20 protein-coding genes, 3 tRNA genes and 1 pseudogene are annotated in these 22,309 nt (G+C 36.6%); 13 read left to right on the plus strand and 11 right to left on the minus strand.

The window, feature by feature from the left end; genetic code table 11:
• Window position 1: 1 nt before the first annotated feature.
• Entirely contained in the window at window positions 2-1,132 is a 1,131-nt protein-coding gene (gene tgt, locus BUE24_RS06560) for a tRNA guanosine(34) transglycosylase Tgt (RefSeq protein WP_073315131.1), read from the minus strand.
• Window positions 1,133-1,308: 176 nt separating this feature from the next.
• Between tgt and BUE24_RS06565 the strand changes: the two genes are divergently transcribed.
• From BUE24_RS06565 to BUE24_RS06575, 3 genes are all read left to right on the plus strand, one after another.
• A complete protein-coding gene (locus BUE24_RS06565; protein ID WP_073315134.1) occupies window positions 1,309-2,154 on the plus strand; it encodes a transketolase in 846 nt (281 codons plus the stop codon).
• Between the two features lie 22 nt (window positions 2,155-2,176).
• Window positions 2,177-3,130 (plus strand): transketolase family protein, encoded by a 954-nt coding sequence (locus BUE24_RS06570; protein ID WP_073315135.1) that lies wholly within the window; start codon window positions 2,177-2,179, stop codon window positions 3,128-3,130.
• A gap of 219 nt (window positions 3,131-3,349) precedes the next feature.
• Window positions 3,350-3,955 (plus strand): porin family protein, encoded by a 606-nt coding sequence (locus BUE24_RS06575; RefSeq protein ID WP_073315137.1) that lies wholly within the window; start codon window positions 3,350-3,352, stop codon window positions 3,953-3,955.
• A 56-nt stretch (window positions 3,956-4,011) separates the two neighbouring features.
• On the opposite strand, the gene BUE24_RS06580 is transcribed toward BUE24_RS06575, so the two are convergent.
• Complete coding sequence (locus BUE24_RS06580; RefSeq protein WP_139241921.1) at window positions 4,012-5,223, minus strand: FKBP-type peptidyl-prolyl cis-trans isomerase; 1,212 nt, start codon at window positions 5,221-5,223, stop codon at window positions 4,012-4,014.
• 89 nt (window positions 5,224-5,312) lie between these two features.
• Between BUE24_RS06580 and BUE24_RS06585 the strand changes: the two genes are divergently transcribed.
• Together BUE24_RS06585 and BUE24_RS06590 are read left to right on the plus strand one after the other, a co-directional pair.
• Window positions 5,313-5,714 carry an RNA-binding S4 domain-containing protein gene (locus BUE24_RS06585; protein WP_073315141.1) on the plus strand — a complete coding sequence of 134 codons (402 nt, stop codon included), beginning with the start codon at window positions 5,313-5,315 and terminating at the stop codon, window positions 5,712-5,714.
• Window positions 5,715-5,807: 93 nt separating this feature from the next.
• Window positions 5,808-6,308 (plus strand): phosphoribosyltransferase family protein, encoded by a 501-nt coding sequence (locus tag BUE24_RS06590; protein ID WP_073315143.1) that lies wholly within the window; start codon window positions 5,808-5,810, stop codon window positions 6,306-6,308.
• Here BUE24_RS06590 and BUE24_RS06595 read toward each other — a convergent pair.
• Window positions 6,300-6,821 carry a shikimate kinase gene (locus tag BUE24_RS06595; protein ID WP_073315145.1) on the minus strand — a complete coding sequence of 174 codons (522 nt, stop codon included), beginning with the start codon at window positions 6,819-6,821 and terminating at the stop codon, window positions 6,300-6,302. The two genes, BUE24_RS06590 and BUE24_RS06595, sit on opposite strands and share 9 nt — an antisense overlap.
• 126 nt (window positions 6,822-6,947) lie before the next feature.
• Between BUE24_RS06595 and BUE24_RS06600 the strand changes: the two genes are divergently transcribed.
• The 3 genes from BUE24_RS06600 (at window position 6,948) to BUE24_RS06610 (ending at window position 7,284) form a co-directional block, all read left to right on the plus strand.
• Window positions 6,948-7,020, plus strand: a tRNA-Lys gene (locus BUE24_RS06600).
• Between the two features lie 39 nt (window positions 7,021-7,059).
• Window positions 7,060-7,132 (plus strand) — tRNA-Lys (locus BUE24_RS06605).
• A gap of 68 nt (window positions 7,133-7,200) precedes the next feature.
• Window positions 7,201-7,284 (plus strand) — tRNA-Leu (locus tag BUE24_RS06610).
• Window positions 7,285-7,340: 56 nt separating this feature from the next.
• Here the strand turns inward: BUE24_RS06610 and BUE24_RS06615 are convergent.
• Window positions 7,341-7,763 carry an outer membrane protein assembly factor BamD gene (locus tag BUE24_RS06615; RefSeq protein WP_073315147.1) on the minus strand — a complete coding sequence of 141 codons (423 nt, stop codon included), beginning with the start codon at window positions 7,761-7,763 and terminating at the stop codon, window positions 7,341-7,343.
• A gap of 366 nt (window positions 7,764-8,129) precedes the next feature.
• Between BUE24_RS06615 and BUE24_RS24415 the strand changes: the two are divergent.
• From BUE24_RS24415 to BUE24_RS06635, 5 genes and pseudogenes are all read left to right on the plus strand, one after another.
• A pseudogene (locus BUE24_RS24415) lies at window positions 8,130-8,339 on the plus strand (MerR family transcriptional regulator); the annotation flags it as partial.
• 6 nt (window positions 8,340-8,345) lie between these two features.
• Entirely contained in the window at window positions 8,346-9,026 is a 681-nt protein-coding gene (locus BUE24_RS06620) for a cobalamin B12-binding domain-containing protein (RefSeq protein ID WP_342039421.1), read from the plus strand.
• 14 nt (window positions 9,027-9,040) lie between these two features.
• Complete coding sequence (locus BUE24_RS06625) at window positions 9,041-10,528, plus strand: phytoene desaturase family protein (RefSeq protein ID WP_073315149.1); 1,488 nt, start codon at window positions 9,041-9,043, stop codon at window positions 10,526-10,528.
• A gap of 37 nt (window positions 10,529-10,565) precedes the next feature.
• Complete coding sequence (locus BUE24_RS06630) at window positions 10,566-11,405, plus strand: phytoene/squalene synthase family protein (RefSeq protein WP_073315150.1); 840 nt, start codon at window positions 10,566-10,568, stop codon at window positions 11,403-11,405.
• 75 nt (window positions 11,406-11,480) lie between these two features.
• A complete protein-coding gene (locus BUE24_RS06635; RefSeq protein WP_139241931.1) occupies window positions 11,481-11,882 on the plus strand; it encodes a sterol desaturase family protein in 402 nt (133 codons plus the stop codon).
• Window positions 11,883-11,895: 13 nt separating this feature from the next.
• Here BUE24_RS06635 and BUE24_RS06640 read toward each other — a convergent pair whose 3' ends face one another.
• The 7 genes from BUE24_RS06640 to BUE24_RS06670 all read right to left on the minus strand — a co-directional run bounded on the left by BUE24_RS06640 (window position 11,896) and on the right by BUE24_RS06670 (window position 22,308).
• The gene (locus BUE24_RS06640) at window positions 11,896-12,378 is read right to left on the minus strand and encodes a TlpA family protein disulfide reductase (RefSeq protein ID WP_170864565.1); all 483 of its coding nucleotides are present in this window, start codon (window positions 12,376-12,378) and stop codon (window positions 11,896-11,898) included.
• Between the two features lie 252 nt (window positions 12,379-12,630).
• A complete protein-coding gene (locus BUE24_RS06645) occupies window positions 12,631-14,046 on the minus strand; it encodes a hypothetical protein (protein WP_073315155.1) in 1,416 nt (471 codons plus the stop codon).
• Between the two features lie 75 nt (window positions 14,047-14,121).
• On the minus strand, window positions 14,122-14,790 hold the full coding sequence (locus BUE24_RS06650; RefSeq protein ID WP_073315157.1) for a Crp/Fnr family transcriptional regulator: 669 nt from the start codon (window positions 14,788-14,790) through the stop codon (window positions 14,122-14,124).
• Between the two features lie 133 nt (window positions 14,791-14,923).
• Window positions 14,924-17,194, minus strand: a complete 2,271-nt coding sequence (locus tag BUE24_RS06655) for an aconitate hydratase (RefSeq protein WP_073315158.1) — start codon at window positions 17,192-17,194, stop codon at window positions 14,924-14,926.
• Between the two features lie 201 nt (window positions 17,195-17,395).
• Window positions 17,396-20,173 (minus strand): bifunctional aconitate hydratase 2/2-methylisocitrate dehydratase, encoded by a 2,778-nt coding sequence (locus tag BUE24_RS06660; protein ID WP_073315160.1) that lies wholly within the window; start codon window positions 20,171-20,173, stop codon window positions 17,396-17,398.
• A gap of 628 nt (window positions 20,174-20,801) precedes the next feature.
• Window positions 20,802-21,233, minus strand: a complete 432-nt coding sequence (locus BUE24_RS06665) for a hypothetical protein (RefSeq protein ID WP_073315161.1) — start codon at window positions 21,231-21,233, stop codon at window positions 20,802-20,804.
• A gap of 118 nt (window positions 21,234-21,351) precedes the next feature.
• Window positions 21,352-22,308, minus strand: coding sequence for an AAA family ATPase (locus BUE24_RS06670; RefSeq protein ID WP_073315163.1), 957 nt, complete (start codon window positions 22,306-22,308; stop codon window positions 21,352-21,354).
• Window position 22,309: the final 1 nt, after the last annotated feature.

The following is a 22,309-nucleotide window of genomic DNA, read 5'->3' on the forward strand; positions in this document are numbered from 1 at the left end:
TCTATAATCTTTTATCCATTTGTTTTACCATCATATTTTTCCAGGAATAAAAATCTCCCGCTAAGATATGTTTTCTTGCTTCTCTAACCAACCATAAATAAAATCCTAAATTATGTATGGTAGCAATCTGCCTACCTAACATTTCGTTAACTGTAAACAAGTGACGTAAATACGCTTTCGAATATTCTGTATCTACAAATGTTATTCCCATTTCATCAATTGGTGAGAAATCATCTTCCCACTTTTTGTTCTTTATGTTTATGGTTCCATGGGCAGTAAACAACATTCCATTACGCCCATTACGAGTTGGCATGACACAGTCGAACATATCTACCCCCAAGGCTATATTCTCTAAAATATTGATCGGAGTTCCTACTCCCATCAAATATCTTGGTTTATCTTCTGGCAATATATCAGTAACCACCTCGGTCATTGCATACATCTCTTCGGCGGGTTCTCCTACCGACAAACCTCCAATTGCATTACCTACTGCCCCAGCGTTTGCTATATATTCTGCAGACTGTTTTCTTAGATCCTTATAGGTACTTCCCTGCACGATCGGGAAAAAAGCCTGTTCATATCCATATTTAACCGGAATTTTTTCTAAATGTTGCATACAGCGATCTAACCATCGATGCGTCATGTGCATACTGCGCTTTGCATACTGGTAATCACAAGGGTATGGCGTACACTCATCAAAAGCCATGATAATATCTGCTCCAATGGTACGTTGGATCTCCATTACATTTTCTGGAGTGAAGACATGGTAAGACCCATCAATATGAGATTTAAACTTTACTCCTTCTTCTTTGATCTTTCGATTAGCAGAAAGCGAATACACTTGGTATCCTCCACTATCGGTTAAGATATTTCTGTCCCAGTTCATGAACTTGTGTAACCCTCCTGCTTTTTCCAAAATAGGAGTTTGCGGACGTAGATACAGATGATAGGTATTTCCTAATATGATATCTGGATTGATATCATTTTTAAGCTCACGCTGATGTACTCCTTTTACAGAAGCTACAGTCCCAACGGGCATAAAAATTGGAGTTTCTATAACTCCATGATCAGTAGTTATTTTTCCTGCTCTTGCTTTGCTTTGAGGGTCTTTGGATAAAAGGTCAAATTGCATATCTTCATTTTCGTAGAGCGCAAAGATAACTAACTAAAATCATATCCATAACTCTTGGTTTTCGAAAACTTTTCGTTATTAACATCGAATTCTTAATTAAAAGCTAGGTATACATTTTGTAGCCGTATACAAAACCTTTATTTTTGGGGCTTTATTATCAAGAAATCAGCATTATAATGCCTAAAACAAAACAACTAGAAGATTTTGCAACACAGGTCCGTAGAGATATTCTACGTCAGGTGCATAAGGTAAATTCAGGTCATCCAGGAGGTTCTTTAGGATGTACCGAATTTTTTGTAGCTCTGTATCAAGAAATCATGGAACGAAAAGATGATTTTGATATGGACGGAATAGGAGAAGATCTGTTCTTCCTATCTAACGGACACATTTCACCGGTGTACTACAGTGTATTAGCAAGAAGTGGATACTTTCCTGTTGAGGAATTAAACACTTTCAGACTTATCGACAGTAGATTACAAGGTCATCCAACAACACATGAAGGTCTACCTGGTATACGTATCGCCTCGGGATCACTAGGCCAAGGGATGTCTGTTGCCATAGGTGCAGCCGAAGCCAAAAGACTAAACAATGATCAACATTTGGTGTTTAGTTTACACGGAGACGGTGAATTACAAGAAGGTCAAAACTGGGAAGCGATCATGTATGCTTCTGCAAAAAAAGTTGACAATCTTATCGCTACTGTAGATCTTAATGGACAACAAATCGACGGTTCTACAGATGATGTATTACCTATGGGAAGTCTAAAAGCTAAGTTCGAAGCATTTGGATGGGATGTTTTGGAAATCAAAGAAGGTAATAATATGACTGCCGTAATTGATGGTCTAAATGAAGCTAAAGCACGAACAGGTAAAGGAAAACCGGTTTGTGTACTTCTTTACACAGTAATGGGTAATGGTGTTGATTTTATGATGCATACTCATGCTTGGCATGGAAAAGCTCCAAATGATGAACAATTAGAAATCGGATTGGCTCAAAATCCTGAAACTCTGGGCGATTACTAATACATCCAAATTAAATAAACAGATGAAAAAATATATAGATACAGGAAAAAAGGATACACGTTCAGGTTTTGGAGCAGGTTTGGAAGAGTTGGGTAAAACCAACGAAAATGTTGTTGCTCTATGTGCTGACTTGATAGGATCTCTTAAAATGGATGCTTTTATAGCCAATAACCCAGAACGTTTTTTTCAAGTTGGAATTGCAGAAGCCAATATGATGGGGATCGCAGCTGGATTAACTGTTGGTGGCAAGATTCCATTTACAGGAACTTTTGCAAATTTTTCTACAGGTAGAGTTTATGACCAAATTCGTCAATCTATTGCCTACAGTGGTAAGAATGTAAAAATATGCGCTTCTCATGCTGGTTTAACACTGGGAGAAGACGGTGCTACACACCAGATTCTTGAAGATATAGGTTTGATGAAAATGCTACCAGGTATGACCGTAATCAATACTTGTGATTACAACCAAACCAAAGCAGCTACCATTGCTATAGCTGATCATCAAGGACCTGTTTACTTACGTTTTGGAAGACCAAAAGTAGCAAACTTTACGGCAGAAGATCAGAAGTTTGAAATTGGTAAAGCAGTGACCTTGCAAGAAGGTACAGATGTAACCATTGTAGCTACCGGACATTTGGTTTGGGAAGCGCTGCAAGCAGCAGAAAGCCTGCATGAAGAAGGTATTAGTGCTGAAGTAATTAATATCCATACCATCAAACCTCTTGATGATGAAGCTATATTAAATTCTGTGAAGAAAACAGGATGCATAGTTAGCGCAGAAGAGCATAATCACCTTGGTGGATTGGGAGAAAGCGTTGCCAGAGTATTGTCGCAACAACACCCAACACCACAAGAGTTTATTGCTACCAATGACACTTTTGGAGAAAGTGGTACTCCTGATCAACTTATGGAAAAATACGGCCTTAACGCCGATGCAATCAGCAAAGCTGTACACAAGGTTATTAAAAGAAAATAATATTTTTATACACCTAAAAGCTAACCGCCTTTTGACAATGCTCAAAAGGCGGTTTTCTTATAAAGACATTTCATTTATATTTGCTTTTGAAAAAACATTCTGCAGATTACTGCGTTATGGCAAACTTTTTGATTGTAGAATAAATCAATTATTAAAACCGTTTAACCAATACCAGCCAATTCACATCATCATTCAATTATTAATTAAAACTTATTCACAATGAAAAATGCACTTGTTTTTTTAATGTTATTCACTATCTGTACGGTTTCCGCACAACAAAAAGGAATCACTTTTGGTGTAAAAGCTGGACTTAACTACGGAGACAATGGAAAAATTGAGATTTCAGATCTCGCCGATGCTGGTAGCAACGTATTATCAGAAAGAGCCGATGATAGGGTTGGATACCACTTTGGTGTTTTTTTAAGAGGAAATCTAACCGAAAACCTTTATTTACGACCAGAATTACAATACACGGTAAACAATAGTACTTATGAACTAGATGGAAGAAGCCTGGACTACGACATCAAAAAAATAGATTTACCCATTTTACTTGGAACACGTGTCTTAGGCCCAATTCATGTATTTGGAGGACCAGCATTGCAATTTATAGTAGATAACGAACTGGAAGATGTACGATTAGGAGATGTAAAAAATGAATTCACCGTTGGGGTTCAATTTGGTGCCGGGGTTCAATTAGGGAGGCTAAATGCAGATGTACGATATGAAAGAGGATTAAGCCGAAATAGAGCACAATCTATCGACGAAAGTATTCGCGTTGACTCTAGACCTGATCAATTCATATTAGCACTCTCTCTGGATTTGTAAAGACCTTAAAATTATGAATAAAAAAACTCCGGTATGTTTACCGGAGTTTTTTTTATTTAGTCATTTTTCGAATCTCTATCATCTGGATCAAGATGGTTTTGTACTCCATCACCATCATCATCATAAAAGGTAATTTCATCCAAGCTAATGAATCCATCTCCGTTGGCATCATTTACCGTAATTTCGTCTCTAGTTTGAGTTCCATCACCATCATCGTCGGTATCCAAATAGTTTGCGGCATTATCTCCATCGGTATTATCATCTGCATCCAATACCAATCTGTCATTATCTAAATCTTCCAAATATGAAGGAATCCCATCTCTATCGTGATCAGACTCATTAATAGCATACAATTGTATGTTAAAAATTAACGCTTTGTAAGCTCCTATTCCTGTTCCAAGAGGTGGATTCTCAAAGTAAGCTAATCCGGAAGGGATAAACACTGTAAAATTACCGAAATCATCAGTAAAATCTACTGTACCATCTCCATTGATCATACTTCCAGACGCTCCACTAAAACCTGTAGTAGCCTCCCTAAACCCGTCAATCACTCCAACCAAATCAAACCATACAGGAGTTACTGCATTATCAAAAACTCTTCGGTTAGGATCATTATTATCCACAGGATCATTTTCATCTATGATACCATCTCCATCAGAATCTACTTTGCCTGGATCTGTACCAGGAGTACCATCATCATCAGCATCACTATCATCTGCAATACCATCATTATCTCGATCTGTTCTTGTTGCTCCATCTAGTTCATCAGCAACATTATCCCCATCAGCATCCACATCTGCCGCATCCGGAATACCATCACCGTCCATATCAAGATTTTCATAAAACTGTTCTCCCCTAAAGGTTACCAATGCCGAATCTGCAAATTGAGGTTGTCTTTCAGTAGGTGCTCCATTTCGTAAATTCAAAATATACAAAGTGTAATCAATATTTTCTTCAGTAACAGGGTCTTCTCTGGTTATTGTTCTTGTTTCCAAAAACTCTGAATCAATAATAGCTTGTTCTCCACTATTGGCACCAGCTATGGTATCTAATTCTACAATTTGGTAATCTGGGTTAAACGGATTATCAATTAATCTAAAGAAATGTGTTTCCAAATACCTTCTTATGATGGGATCTTCATTTGCTTGCTGTTCTGCTCTATCCCGAACAGGAATGGTCTCTAATCCTGGATCATCATCATCATTATTACAAGCGAATAAAGCTACCAAAGCAAAAATGGTAGCAAAAACATATTTGTTAATATTCATCGAATTACTTTTTTGAAGGCGCAAGATACGATTTTCTTGTACTTTTGTTTTACAATTTTTTAATATAAAACGCATTTTAAACACTTTTTATGCGAGTTGATAAATATTTATGGTGTATTCGATACTTCAAAACGAGAAGTATCGCCACAAAAGCCTGTAAAGAAGGAAAGATAAGAGTTAATGGAGATCTTATCAAACCTTCTAGAGAAATCTATCCAATGGACAAAATTTCTGTCAGAAAAAACCAAATAAACTACGAACTCGTTGTTTTAGATACTCCTGATAGCCGTATCGGCGCAAAATTAGTTGATATCTACCGTAAAGACATCACTCCAACCGAAGCGTTGCAAAAATTAGACCTTTTAAAATATTCTAAAGATTATTATCGAAAAAAAGGAACTGGGCGTCCAACCAAAAAAGACCGAAGAGATATCGATGATTGGTTTATTGATACGGATGATCATCAGTCTTCTGATTCAGAAGAAGAATAGGATAACATCTGTTTATCATTGACCAAAGACTCCCTCTAGATTGGGAGCAATTGTCTATCTTTACCCCATCAATCATATTCAACAAGATTATTTATGAATACTGAAAATAACATCATCCTTACTCACGAGCAAATACAGCATAAAATAAAAAGAATTGCGTATCAGATTTATGAAACTAATGTTGGCGAAAAAGAAATCGTAATTGCTGGGATTGCTCAAAACGGATATGTTTTTGCCGAAAGAATTAAAGAGATACTGGAAGATATTTCGGAATTAACTGTTATTCTTTGCAAAGTGACTATGGATAAGAAAAATCCAACGAATACAGTTAACACCTCTCTTTCTACAAAAGAATATCAAGGTAAATCTCTTGTGCTTATTGATGATGTATTGAATTCTGGAACGGCTTTAATGTACGGGGTAAAACACTTTTTGGATGTACCTCTTACCCGATTCAAGACAGCGGTGCTAGTGAATCGAAATCATAAAAAATATCCAATAAAAGCTGATTTCAAAGGAATTTCTCTTTCGACTTCTCTACATGAGCATGTAGAAATCATTTTTGGCGAAGAAGACTCTGCTATTTTAAAATAAAGCTGCCTGAATCTCTTTGCTAATTTCTTCTGGATGTTTTTGATCTGTGTTTACCTTATGAGTGGACTGACTATAATAAAAAGATCTTTCAAAAAGATGTTTTCGAATAAAATCTTTTAACGCCTCATGACTTTCCAGATGTGCGATTAGAGGTCTTTTTTCTTTTTCTGCATACAATCTTTGTGTTAGTTCATCTAGAGATGTCTGCAGATATACTGTGGTTGCGTTACTTTTTTGCTGAATGAATTCTAGGTTTCCGGCAAAACAAGGAGTTCCTCCTCCTAAAGCAAGCACAGTGTTTTCAAAATTGGCTAGTACCTCTTTGAGATAAATTGTTTCCTTTTTTCTAAAATATATCTCTCCATGGTCCTGAAAAATATCTTTTATTGTTTTTTTTTCTTGTTCTTCGATATACGCATCCAAATCTAAATAATCATACCCTATTTTTTCAGCTAGTGTATTGCCTATCAGGGATTTTCCACTCCCCATGTATCCTATTAAAACTAAAATCATAGCCCTATTAATTGGTGAAAAAAAAATTCATTTTAAACAAAAAGCAAATTTATATTAATTTCTTCTTGAAAAATAAATTAATGATAGTATATTTGCACCCGCATTCAGGAAATAGTGTAATGCTATGACTTGGTAGCTCAGTTGGTAGAGCATCTCCCTTTTAAGGAGAGGGTCCTGGGTTCGAGCCCCAGCCAAGTCACAAAGAATAGTTCTGTAAAATACTAGAAAAACAACAAATGACCAGGTAGCTCAGTTGGTAGAGCATCTCCCTTTTAAGGAGAGGGTCCTGGGTTCGAGCCCCAGCCTGGTCACTAAAAAGTATCGTATGTAGTACGATACTTTTTTAGTTTTATAGTATATTGTTCTGCTAAAAATTATTGCCCAGGTGCTGGAATTGGTAGACAGGCATGGTTGAGGGCCATGTGTCCATTAGGGCGTGCGGGTTCGACTCCCGCTCTGGGCACTTATCTACCAAAGCTGAAATCTTAAAAAACGAATCAAAAACGTAACGGATTTCTATTAATTATTGCAGTTCTTGATTTCTTCATAAAAAACATGATATTCTGCTGTAGGAATAACATCTCCTTTTTTACTTAATTTGATCGATTGATTTTCTTTAAAATTTCGTAAAGACAACATATTTATCGAATATCCTTTGTAGACAATTTCAAAATGACTTTGATCCTTTACTCGTAATTCATCTACAGAGAACTCGAAACGACCTTCGGCATCAGTATAGGCACTCATACAATCATCATCATCCAGATAAAGCTTTACTGCGGCATATTCTACGCTTTTTCTTTTATCATCTATCACTTTACCTTTAAAAACCTTTAATTCTTGTCCCGAAGCATTAGAATCTGCATCGCTATTAGAATTTTCTTTTGATTTACAAGAAGCTAAAAAAACTAAGCTCGCACAAAACACAACTATTTTTCTCATATACATTAATTTATTTTGCAAATGGTTATAGTTTTTAAGAGTCTTAAAACTCAGTTAATATTTATTGTCACTGTTAAATATACAAAATTATGTAGTGAGTTACACTATGCTTCAATTTTCTAGAAAAAACATAAAAAAAGACCTTTTTCATTGATAAAAATCAAAAAATAAAAAGTTTTATTAAAAAAACATCAAACCTCCAGTTATGGTTTTTCTTGTTTTGATTTGTTAAAAGAATACAAAAGTTGTTCTCCAGAAATCGTAGAATATTCTGGTATTTTAACAAAAATCTCTACATTTTTAACAAATAATGAAAAAGAATATGAAATCTTTTAAGTAAGTTTGTTTAACTATTTTTTAGAAAAGGTGAACAATATTAAACAAACATTCAGTATAAAGGATCTTGAAAACCTTTGTGGGGTAAAGGCTCACACGATTCGTATTTGGGAAAAAAGATACAATTTACTCTCTCCCGATCGTACTGAGACTAACATAAGAACCTACAATCTAAAGAGCTTACAGAAACTACTTAATGTAACCTACCTAGTTAATAGTGGTTACAAAATCTCCCGTATATCCAAATTGAATGAACAAGAAATTAATGAATATGTAAGGAGTATAGTTTCCGATAACAGCACAAAAAATCAAGCTATCAATTCATTCAAGATCGCCATGCTCAATTTTGATCTTGAACTATTTCTAGGCACATATGAGCAATTGGAAAGCAGACGAAATTTCAGACAAATATTTACTGATGTGTTTATTCCACTGCTAAAAGAGATTGGTCTGCTTTGGCAAACGGATACTATCAGTCCAGCTCATGAGCATTTTGTGACCAATCTAATTAAACAAAAGCTCTTGCTGAATATTGAAAAACTTCAATATTCTAAACCGACAAAAAAAGAGAAAGCCTTTATTCTATTCTTACCTGAAAATGAAATACACGAATTAGGCTTATTATACATCAATTACGAAATCCTGCTACATGGTTACAAAGCCATCTATCTAGGCCCAAGTATTCCTCTAGATAGTCTTCCAAATATGCTTACTTTTCATGAAAACACGGTATTTGTGTCCTATTTCACCATAAAACCGGAAAAGGATCAAATATCAAAATATGTTCAAAGTTTTAATGAAATGATTTGCAAGGAAAGAGAATGCGAGTTTTGGATGTTAGGCAAGCAAATTATGCACATTTCGAAGAGCAGTGCACCTAATCATCGCTATTTTGACTCCATTAGCGCTTTATTAACCGAACTTTAATACCACTACATTACATGTCTAAAAAAGTCGTAATTATTGGCTCAGGGTTTTCTTCCCTATCCGCATCATGCTACCTTGCACAAATGGGATATGATGTAGCTATTTATGAAAAAAATGCTACAGTTGGAGGTAGAGCCAGACAATTAAAAAAAGAGGGGTTTACTTTTGATATAGGACCTTCCTGGTATTGGATGCCTGATGTATTCGAAAGTTTCTTTAACGACTTTGGGCGCCAAGTTGCTGAGTATTATACTTTAGAAAAACTAAATCCTGCTTACAAAGTCTTTTTTGAAAATCATGAAAGCATAATCATAGAAGATACACTTGAAAAGATTTATGCTGCTTTTGAACATGAGGAAAAAGGAAGTTCAACCAAGCTCAAAAAGTTTATAGATACCGCCAGAAGGAATTATGATATTGCTATCAAAAATCTAGTTTATCGCCCGGGTGTGTCACCTTTAGAATTAGTAACCAAGGAGACTATTCTAAGAGTCAGTCAATTTTTCAGCACGATTTCCAAAGAAGTAAAGAAAGAATTCACTAATAAAAAATTGATACAAATCCTTGAGTTTCCTGTTCTCTTCTTAGGAGCTAAACCAAGTGATACTCCTGCTTTTTACAGTTTTATGAACTATGCAGATTTTGGGCTAGGCACCTGGCACCCCAAAGGAGGAATGTATCAGGTTATCTTGGGAATGAAACGATTAGCCGAGTCTCTTGGAGTAGATTTTCATACTAATGCCGAAGTTGAAAAAATCACTGTTGAAGGAGGTAAAACCAAGGGAATCGTAGTAAATTCAGAATTGATAGCCGCTGATATTGTATTATGTGGTGCCGACTATCATCACGGAGAATCGTTATTAGATCCTCAACACAGACAATATTCAGAAAAATATTGGAACAAAAAGACTTTTGCTCCTTCTTCTCTGCTCTTTTATGTAGGATTCGACAAAAAACTCAAGAATATCCATCATCATAATCTATTCTTTGATACTGATTTCAATGCACACGCTAGAGACATTTATGATGATCCCAAGTGGCCTGAAGAACCTCTTTTTTACGCCAACTTCACTTCTGTTACGGATCCTGGTACTGCCCCAGAAGGGAAAGAAAATGGTTTTTTCTTAATTCCCTTAGCGCCAGGAATAGAGGACACAGAGGAGCTTAGAGCCTTGTATTTTCAAAAAATTATAACTCGTTTTGAGGCACTTACCAATCAAAGTGTTAAAAATAGTATTATCTTTAAAGAAAGCTTTTGTGTAAAAGATTTCATTAAAGAATATCATTCTTACAAAGGAAATGCATACGGAATGGCCAATACGTTGCTACAAACAGCATTCTTAAGGCCTAAGTTAAAAAGTAAGAAAGTTGACAACCTATTTTTTACCGGGCAGCTTACCGTGCCTGGACCTGGAGTACCGCCATCATTGATTTCAGGGAAATTGGTAGCTGGATTGATTCAAAAGCAATACAAGCAGACGAAAGAACTACAACCAACATAACAATACGTAAACTTAGAACCTTCTTAAACTCACTCTTATGAAAGCTATTTTTGATAATGTATCTTATGATTGCAGTAAAATCGTAACCAATTCTTATAGTACTTCATTCTCTTTAGCATCCAAAATGTTATCTGAATCCATACGACAAGATATTTACAACATCTATGGCTTTGTGAGATTTGCTGATGAGATTGTGGATACTTTTCATGAATATAACAAAGAGGTTCTTTTTAATGACTTTGAGAAAGAGATGTATAAGGCTATTGAAAACAAAATAAGTCTTAACCCCATCCTTAATGCTTTTCAAAAAACAGTGCATCAATACAACATACAACCGGAGCTTTATGAAGCATTTATGAAAAGCATGCGATTAGATCTTCATAAAACAGATTATCTCACCGATGCAGAATATAAAGAATACATCTATGGTTCTGCAGATGTGGTTGGGCTTATGTGCCTAAAAGTGTTTGTGAATGGTGATGACAAAAAATACAATGATCTTAAAGATAGTGCTATGCACTTGGGTTCTGCTTTTCAAAAAGTAAATTTCTTACGAGACTTAAAAGCCGATTTTGAAGAGTTAAACAGAACGTACTTCCCGAATACTGATTTAAGACAACTGGATGAAGCTTCAAAATTGAAAATCATTCAAGAGATTGAAGAAGACTTTGAAAAAGGATTAAAAGGCATTCTAAAGCTTCCTGTTGAAGCAAAATTTGGTGTTTATACTGCTTTTATTTATTACAGAAAATTATTGAATAAACTTAAGAAAACTCCGTCATTAGAAATTAAAAATACCCGTATACGCGTACCTAATTATCAAAAACTTGGTTTGTTGGCTAAATCGTATTTTGATTACCGATTAAATTTAATTTAAACGTATTTTTGTAAAAACATTCGAACTGTGAAATTATTTATTCAAATACTGGTTTTTTTTGGTACATTTTCGATTATGGAGTTTATGGCTTGGTTCACGCATAAATATGTGATGCATGGTTTTTTATGGGTTTTACATAAAGATCATCATCATAAAGATCATGATAGCTGGTGGGAGCGAAATGATCTTTTCTTTGTTTTTTATGCTGTAGTAAGCATGTCTAACATTTTGTTTCACGATTCGGAAACATATTGGCTAGGTATCCCTATTGGCTTAGGAATTTTGGCTTATGGTATTGCCTATTTTGTAGTGCATGACATTTTTATCCATCAACGTTTCAAGATGTTCAGAAATGCAAATCATTGGTATGCTAAAGGTGTAAGGCGAGCTCATAAAATCCATCACAAAAATAGATTCAAGGAAGAAGGAGAATGTTTTGGAATGTTAGTCGTTCCTTTTAAATACTTTAAAAAATAATCAACCTCAACAATTACTGCTCAGCTAATAACTGATCTATCGTCTCTCTTACTTTATCACTATTCCAGTTGGCAGCGTTACTTTTATCGATAACAATATTGCCTTTTTTATCTACAAGATAAGTTTGTGGTATAGGATTATTTACGAACGGTTTTGGACGAGATGAAAGAGATCTGTATATCGGGAAATAGTACTTCTTGTTTTTCATAAACTTATTCAGTTCAGGATCATCATCTGTGGTAACAAATAAGAAAACCACCTCATCCTTATAATCATTGTACAATTTCTGTAAAGAAGGCATCTCTGCGATACAAGGAGGACACCAGGTAGCCCAAAAGTTGATCAACACTACTTTCCCTTCGGCTGTATCAAAATTTATCGACTCTGTATTGACTCCGTGCAATTTCCAGTTAAATGAAGCCACCTCTGCACGTTCTTCGACCTGTACGATACCAGGACTGAAAGAAAAAATTCTAGTTAAAAATATCTGCATCATCCCTCGAGTATTTGGGATAAAAAACAGAATCAAAAAAATAGCAAAAACTAAATTCGAAACATTTTTTTTATTCAATTTTCCTTTCATATCAATTTTATAAAAACCTCGTTAGATCAACCTATTTTAATCAATAAAGCGCAATCTTAGATTGCGCTTTAAAACTAACAAAAAAACAACGAACTATCTTGGCAAAAATTCTAAAATAGAATTTGAAATCTCTAAGGAGTTCGAAAGTATTATCTTTATGTGTGTTTATTCTCTATTTACTGTAATCGAATTGGACAAATCGAAACACCCCTCAAGTTCGTTGGCATTCATTCCCATTTCAAGTCCTTTCAGTCCTGCTTCGTAACGTATATACCAAATCAAACAAACTCCAACACCAGCTTCATCAAAATCCACACCTTCTACTGCTGCTAACGTTTCCGGCAATCCAAGAATCATACCTTGATCGTCTGTGATGATCCATGAACTATTTGTTCCTGAAGCTCCAGTGGCATCCAGCATAATACCTGATACCATATCAGGAGTTCCGTCTACAGTAAATGTAAAAGGCCCACCAGAAAGCGTTCCTGCTTCGGTCATTCCGCATTCACGAACTACTTCGATAGAGTTTGACAAATCAAAATCACCTTGTAGATCTCCTGCATTCATACCCATTGCCAATCCCTGTAAACCGTCTTCATATCTCAAATACCAGATCAAACAAGTACCAGGTCCAGCATCATCAAAATTAACATTTTCTACATCTGCTAAGGTTGGTGGTAACCCGAGGATATTCAATGCGTCATCTGTAATCACCCATGTGCTATTGGTACCAAAGGCATTAGTATCATCTAACTCTATACCAGATACCATATCCGGTGTCCCATCTACGGTTGTGGTAAAAGGTCCACCGGTAATTTTCCCAGCGTTTACCACTTGATTTCTTACTACTGTAATCGCATTAGACAAATCGAATTCTCCTGTTACATCATTAGCATTCATTCCCATCTCTAAACCAGTAACCATACCATTATATCGAGCATACCAGATTAAACATGTACCTGCCCCGGCATCGTCAAAATTCACACCTTCTACTGCTGCTAACGTTTCCGGCAAACCAAGAATCATACCTTGATCATCTGTAACAATCCAAGTACTGTTTTCACCAAAGGCATTGGTATCATCAAGGGTAATTCCAGTTACCATATCTGGCTCTCCGTCTACATCAAACTCAAACGGTCCACCAGCGATACTACCCGCATTCGCAACCTGGTTGCGCAATACTGTTATAGAATTCGATAAATCAAATTCACCTTCAACATCATTAGCATTCATCCCCATTTCTAAGCCAGTAACCGCACCATTATATCTAGCATACCAGATCAAACAGGTACCTGCACCAGCATCATCAAAATTCACACCTTCTACGGCCTCGATAGTAGGGGGTAATCCCAGAATCATCCCTACGTCATCGGTAACAATCCAAGTACTATTTTCTCCTATTGCATTCGTGGCGTTTAAGGTAATCCCGGTCACCATATCCGCTTCACCATCTACATCAAACTCAAAAGGTCCCCCAGAAATCTCTCCAGCGTTTACTACCGGAACATTATCATCGTCGTCGTCACAAGAGGCGGCAATAAGCCCGATTGCCAAAACCCCTAACATTAATTTTTTGAACATTGCTTTTGTTTTTTTATGATTATTAGATCATAAAAATATTGACAATGAACATCTTAAAATGTTAGATGGCTAACATTACGCCACACTTTTCAATCGAATTTCTTTACGACTAAAGTCTATGATATTCAATTCTTTCAACTCATTAAGAATGATATTAAGAGTAGGTCTTGAAGTGCCTATTAGATTAGCGATATCTTTCTGTGTATAAGGATGTTCGATCACCATATCACCAGTATCCGGGCAACAATGGCCATAGTCTTCTTTGAGTTCGTTTAAAAATTCTAATAATCTGGTTTTGGTATCCTTAAAAAGAAGCAGTTGGAGTCTTCTTTCCAGTTTCCGAAAACGCAATCCGATAAATTTGTAAATACGAAGGCTGAAAGACTGATTTTCTCTCATCAATCCATGCATTGTTTCTACTCCGATAGGGCAAATTGAAGTGGCATTATCAACAGATTGGGCAAATTCAGTTCTTTTGTTTACGCCAAGAATCGCTTTTTCACCAAAAATTTCTCCTCGTGTTAGAATAGCTTTAACAACTTCATTTCCATCTTCGGCATAATATCCAATTTTTACCTTTCCTTTCTCAATGAGGTAAATTTTGTTGGCAGAGTCTTGCTCAAAATAGATATAATCGTTCTTTCGATACGCGTCGAAATCGTGGTCTTTTTTATAATTTTTGAATTTATGAGGGCATAACACTTTGAATAGATTGGCATCCTCAAAAAACCATATGGCACCCATGATGATTGTGTTTAAGAAGTTACTTCTGTAGTAGTGTCGTAATATAAACGATATCCTTACATTCTTTTTATAAAAAAACTCTCAAGAAATAAATTCTTGAGAGTTTGTGAAAATTAAGTTCTGTATACGTTCTCTACACGTTCTGTTTTTTGATCAGATTAAGAGCCGATCCTTCCTTGAACCATTCGATTTGAGAATCATTATACGTATGATTTAATTTGATGGTATCTGTTGATCCATCTGTATGTACAATTTCCATAGTAAGTTGCTTTCCGGGCGCAAATTGATCCAAATCTAGGAAGTTAAAGGTGTCATCCTCTTGAATCAGATCATAATCATTTTCGTCGGCAAAGGTTAATCCAAGCATTCCTTGTTTTTTAAGGTTAGTTTCATGGATTCTTGCAAAAGACTTTACGATTACTGCACGCACTCCAAGATGACGTGGCTCCATAGCAGCATGTTCTCGGGAAGACCCTTCTCCATAGTTATGATCACCTACTACGATCGTCGGCACTCCGGCAGCTTTGTAAGCTCTTTGCACATTAGGCACCCCGTCGTATTCATTATTCAGTTGACTCTTGACAAAATTTGTCTTTTTATTATATGCATTTACTGCACCTATCAAACAGTTATTAGAAATGTTATCCAAATGCCCTCTGTAACGTAACCAAGGCCCTGCCATAGAAATATGATCGGTAGTACATTTTCCAAACGCTTTGATCAGCAACTTGGCTCCTGTTATGTTTTTACCATCCCATGGTTCAAAAGGAGTCAGCAGCTCTAAACGCTCTGAATTAGGATCTACGACTACTTCTACATTAGAACCATCTTCTACAGGTTCCATATACCCATTTTCTTTTACTTCAAAACCTTTTGGAGGTAACTCCCATCCTGTTGGCTCATCCAACATAACCTCCTGCCCTTCCTCATTGATCAACTTATCGGTCATCGGATTAAAATCCAAGCGCCCTGCTATAGCAATTGCGGCCACCAACTCTGGCGATGCAACGAAAGCATGTGTATTTGGATTCCCATCTGCACGTTTGGCAAAATTTCGGTTAAAGGAATGTACAATACTATTTTTTGGCGCATTCTTCGGATCCTCATATCGCCCCCACTGCCCAATACACGGACCGCAGGCGTTGGTAAATATCTTAGCATCTAACTTTTCAAAAACACTTAAAATACCGTCCCTATCAGCAGTATAGCGCACCTGTTCAGATCCAGGGTTAATCCCAAATTCGGCTTTTGTTTTTAATCCTTTATCCAAAGCTTGTTGTGCTATCGAGGATGCTCTTGACAAGTCCTCGTATGAGGAGTTGGTACAAGAACCAATAAGCCCCCACTCTACTTGTATTGGCCAATCATTTGCTTTGGCTTTTTCTGTCATATCACTACCAGCTTCAGTTGATAAATCTGGGGTAAAAGGACCATTCAATAATGGCATTAACTCAGATAAATTAATTTCGATAACCTGATCAAAATACTGTTCTGGATTAGCGTACACTTCAGCATCACCAGTAAGGTGTTCTTTTACTGCATTTGCAGCATCAGCAACATCTGCGCGATCCGTGGCACGTAGGTATCGCTCCATAGAGTCATCATAACCAAAAGTTGAAGTGGTAGCACCTATTTCTGCTCCCATATTACAGATAGTTCCTTTACCCGTGCAGGACATTGCTGTTGCTCCTGGACCAAAATACTCTACAATAGCCCCTGTTCCTCCTTTTACGGTAAGAATTTCGGCTACTTTCAGAATCACATCTTTTGGTGCAGTCCACCCAGAAAGTTTCCCAGTTAACTTCACACCAATTAATTTGGGAAATTTCAACTCCCACGGCATTCCTGCCATCACATCTACAGCGTCTGCTCCACCTACTCCTATAGCTACCATTCCTAATCCACCGGCGTTTACCGTATGAGAATCCGTACCGATCATCATTCCTCCTGGGAATGCATAATTTTCTAAAACTACCTGATGAATAATTCCTGCTCCTGGTTTCCAGAAACCGATTCCATATTTATTTGAAACTGACTCCAGAAAATTAAATACTTCGCTACTGCTGTTTAAAGCAGATTGTAAATCCTTATCCGCTCCAAGTTTTGCTTGTATCAAATGATCACAATGTACAGTAGTAGGTACAGCTACTTTATTTTTTCCGGCCTGCATAAATTGCAAAAGCGCCATCTGTGCTGTTGCATCCTGACAAGCAATACGATCAGGGGCAAAATCTACATAATCTTTTCCTCTAACAAATGCGGTTTCAGCTTTACCATCCCAAAGATGAGCATATAAAATTTTCTCTGCTAGTGTTAAAGGTTTACCAGTAACTTCTCGCGCCGCATTAACACGATCAGCTACTTGACTGTAGACCTTTTTTATCATTTCGATATCGAATGCCATATGACTTTTGTATATTTCTGTTATTTAATTTTTTGTATTCCAAGATACGAAATATACAAGGACTACGAAAAGGGATTAAGAATATAGAATCATTTTAAAAAAAGAAGCTATTACGCTAACGATAAACCAAAATAAAAGCCATGAAAAAAGCCTTAGTATATCAAATACTAAGGCTTTTTATTGGTGATTATAAAATCGAAATTATATAACTAATTGTTTTTGTGACGGTTTGAACTTAGTCAAAACAATACCGTCTACTGCCGCTTCATACTCTTCCATTGTAGGCGTTCTTCCCAAAATGGTTGACAATACCACTACAGGTGTTGATGACAACAAAGACTCTCCTTTTTTCTCATTAGAGTCTTTTACTACCCTTCCCTGGAATAAACGTGTAGAAGTAGCCATTACCGTATCTCCTGGCTCTGCCTTTTCCTGGTTCCCCATACAAAGGTTACACCCTGGTCGCTCCAGATATAACATGTTTTCGTATTTGGTTCTTGCCAAGCCTTTTGGTGCATTATCGTCGAATACAAATCCAGAGTATTTTTCCAACACTTCCCAATCTCCTTCTTCTTTTAACTCATCAACAATGTTATATGTTGGAGGAGCAACTACCAAAGGAGCATTAAATTCAACCTTTCCTTGTTGCCCTTCGATATTTTTCAACATCTGAGCTAATATTTTCATATCTCCTTTGTGCACCATACAAGACCCTACAAATCCCAAATCTACTTTTTTGGTACCTCCGTAAAAGGATAGTGGTCGAATTGTATCGTGTGTGTATCGTTTAGAAACATCTTCATTATTCACATCTGGATCTGCGATCATCGGTTCTGCTATCTCGTCAAGATCGATAACTACCTCAGCATAATACTTTGCATCCGCATCAGGTTTTAATGCAGGTTTAACTCCTGTTTTCACCTCCTGAATTCTAGCATTTGCTTTATCTACAAGACCCTGAAGCATTTGCTTTTCGTTATCCATACCTTTTTCGATCATGATTTGGATACGATCTCTAGCAATTTCTAATGATTCTATCAAAGTCTCATCTTCTGAAATACAGATAGATGCTTTAGCTTTCATTTCTGCTGTCCAATCTGTAAAGGTAAAGGCCTGATCAGAAGTCAAAGTACCAATATGCACCTCGATGATTCTTCCCTGGAATACATTTTCTCCTCCAAACTGTTTCAGCATTTGTTGTTGTGTAGCGTGCACAACATCACGGAAATCCATGAAACTTCTCATTTCTCCTTTGAAAGTTACTTTTACAGACTGTGGAATTGGCATGGTAGCCTCTCCTGTCGCCAAAGCCAAAGCAACGGTTCCTGAATCTGCTCCAAACGCAACTCCTTTGGACATACGCGTATGAGAATCCCCACCAATAATGATTGCCCAATCGTCGATGGTAATATCGTTTAATACTTTGTGGATTACATCCGTCATAGAGTGGTACACTCCTTTTGGATCACGAGCGGTAATCAACCCAAAGTCATTCATAAACTTCATCAACCTAGGAATATTCGCTTTTGACTTATCATCCCATACCGAAGCGGTATGACATCCTGATTGATATCCTGCATCTACAATTGGAGAAACCACAGTAGCAGCCATCATTTCTAACTCTTGAGAAGTCATTAACCCTGTAGTATCCTGAGAACCTACGATGTTTACCTCTACACGAACATTAGAACCTGCATGTAATGTTTTTCCTGGAGTTGTACCTACCGCATTTTTATTGAAGATTTTTTCAACAGCGGTCAAACCTTGACCTTCCACAGAAATTTCTTTTGATGTGGCGTATACCTGAGGCACTTCAACACCTAAAACTTTACAAGCAAAGGTTTGTAGCTTTTTACCAAAAACAACAGCATAAGACCCGCCTGCTTTGATAAATTCCAATTTTTGAGGAGTTAATGCTTCGGAAATATCTTTCAATTCCTGCCCCCCGTTATATAGTTTTTTCTTCTTAGTATTAATAGTAAATACCGTTCCTGTCTCTACAGAATATACTTGTTCTAAAACTGGTTCTCCATCCTTATCAACTACCGTTTTTCCATCAGCATCTTTTTTGGTGATCCAGTTTTTTAAGTCAACCCCAATACCACCAGTAACCCCAACAGTAGTCAGGAAAATCGGAGCAATACCGTTGGTTCCCGCAATTACTGGAGCAATGTTAATAAATGGAACATATGGACTCGATTTCACACCGGTCCACAATGCCACATTATTTACACCAGACATTCTTGAAGATCCTACTCCCATTGTTCCTTTCTCTGCCACCAACATTACACGTTTGTCTGGATGCTGCTCTTTAAGTGCAAGAAGTTCCTTTTGCATTTCTTTGTTATGCTCAAAGATAGACTGACCGTGTAATTCGCGGTCTGATCTAGAATGTGCATCTGCTCCTGGAGATAATAAATCTGTAGAAATATCTCCTACACCAGCAACATATGTAACCACTTCAATTTCTTCATCAACTTCTGGCAATTGTGTAAAGAACTCTGCCTGAGCATAACTTTCGATAATATCTTTAGCAATTCCGCTTCCTGCTTTGTAAGCATCTTCCAAACGTTCTGTATCCGCTTCATAAAGGAATACTTGTGTTTTTAAAACCTTAGCGGCTTCTTGAGCAATAGCATCATCATTTCCTAAAGCCAGATCTAACAACACTTCAACCGAAGGCCCACCTTTCATATGAGACAACTGCTCAAAGGCAAAAGCAGGAGAGATCTCTTCAACAACAGCTTCACCAAGAATAATTTCTTTTAAAAATTTAGCTTTTACACCTGCAGCACTGGTTGTTCCAGGTAGTGTATTGTAAATAAAAAAGTGAAGTGAATCCTCACGATGTGCATTGTCTTTATCTTTGATTTGTGAAATAATTTCACTTAATAAGGCTGCTCCATCGATCGGCTTAGGGTGTAATCCTTGAGATTTCCTTTCTTCGATCTCCTTGAGGTAATCGTTATACGTGTTCATATAGTAAATAATAGAATTCTTTCCTTTTTCAAAATGTGTAATTACACATAAACTTTTGTTCTGCACTTTATAAAAACTTCAATACGTCATAGACGATTGTTGTTTCTTGAAAAGTTATAGGATCTGTAGCAAAATTTACATGGTCCTTACACCTTAACATGTTCATGCCCTATGAATTTTATCTCATCAAAAACAAGAACCTTAAACTTTTATCATGATTACTAGGGAGTATTCTATGTATTTGAAAGCTTTTTTTGTTTTCGCAATTCATAATACGCCTTTTTATCATATCCATATTCTGTATCAAATACTGAATATTTTAGGCATTTAAAAGTCTTGCGAAAATACGAATTTTGGTAGATTTTATTAAATGAATAGCCTTATTCAGATGTTTTTGCGTTTTTCAAAAAAATAGGGTATTGATTTCTTGAAATTCATAAATTCAGTTTGTTAAAACTATGAATTTTACAAAAAAATAGTGAAGAAAATAACACCCTCTCTTTGCGATTTACGAAAACGTTATAGTAAAAATCAAAAAAATCCTCAAAAAAACACCCATTTTTATCAAAAAGAAGAAAAGTGAAGACCATAGCTTCACTTTTCTACATTCTAAAATTTCAAGATCCTATCACTTCCCGGAGCGTCTTTTTCCTCTTCTCTTCCTTTTATGTTTTAGGCTCTCGTATTGTGCCAGTTGCTCTTCGGTTAAAGTTTCCTTGAAGGCTTCATTCTTGGCTTTCATTTCCTCTTTATGCGCTTTGGCCATGGCTTTTTGTTCAGCAGTCATTGTTGGTAATAGTGCTTTTCTTCTATCTCTTCGGGATAAATCTTTATTTCCTACAATAGCCAATTGCTCTTCGGTAAAAGTAGCTTCCATTTTAGATTTGTGTGTTTCACGTAATGCCTTATGGCTGTCGAGCTGGCTTTTTTGTTCTTCTGAAAGGTTTTGATAAAACTCTTTTTTCAATCCTCTACCTTTTCCTTCATGATTCTCAGACTGCGCAAATGAAGATAACACTACACCACAACTCAGAAAGATACCTACTATTAAATGTCTCATATACTATAACTTTTTAATTGTTTAGTTATAAGACTAAAAAACACATCACAGGTTTAATCTACCTGATAAAAAAGTATAAGATTTTTAAGGATTGGGATTCGCTAAGCTCACCTTCAAATTAAAACAGGCTCTGAATGATATCTTCAACGCTTACTCCTTCGGCTTCGGCCTTGTAGTTTTTGATGATCCTATGCCGTAGGATCCCCATAGCAACAGCTTGCACATCTTCTATATCCGGAGAGAATTTTCCTTTTACAGCAGCATTTGCTTTTGCTGCCAAAATTAAATTTTGAGAAGCCCTTGGTCCAGCACCCCAATCCACATAATTCTTTACCAACTCTGTAGTTGAATCTGCATTAGGCCTCGTTTTACCAACCATACCTACTGCATACTCAATCACATTATCAGCTACCGGGATTCTACGGATTAAATGTTGAAAATCTACAATCTCTTGAGCGGTAAACAATGGATTAATTGTTTTGGAAGTATCTCCAGTAGTATTTTTCACCACCTCTACTTCTTCTTCAAAACTAGGGTATTTCAACTCTATAGCAAACATAAATCTATCCAACTGTGCTTCTGGAAGCGGATAGGTTCCTTCTTGTTCTATAGGGTTTTGTGTTGCTAATACAAAATATGGTAAATCCAATTTGTAGTGATGCCCTGCAACTGTAACCGCACGCTCTTGCATAGCTTCGAGCAAAGCTGCTTGTGTTTTTGGTGGTGTTCGATTGATTTCATCCGCCAAAATAATGTTTGCAAAAACTGGCCCTTTGATAAATTTAAAATGTCTGGACTCATCCAATATTTCACTCCCCAGAATATCACTTGGCATTAGATCAGGAGTAAACTGAATTCGTTTAAAATCCAATCCCAAAGCTTTGGAAATGGTGTTAACAATAAGTGTCTTTGCCAATCCAGGGACACCGATCAACAAAGCGTGTCCTCCGGAAAAAATTGAAACCAGAATTTGGTCGATTACCTTTTCCTGGCCAATAATAGCTTTAGAAATTTCTTGTTTGAGTTGGGAATGTTTTTTAACCAGCTGTTCGATAGCCGCTACGTCGTCTGACATC

Origin of the sequence: Aquimarina spongiae (assembly GCF_900141785.1) — a bacterium.
GTDB classification, from domain to species: Bacteria; Bacteroidota; Bacteroidia; order Flavobacteriales; family Flavobacteriaceae; genus Aquimarina; species Aquimarina spongiae.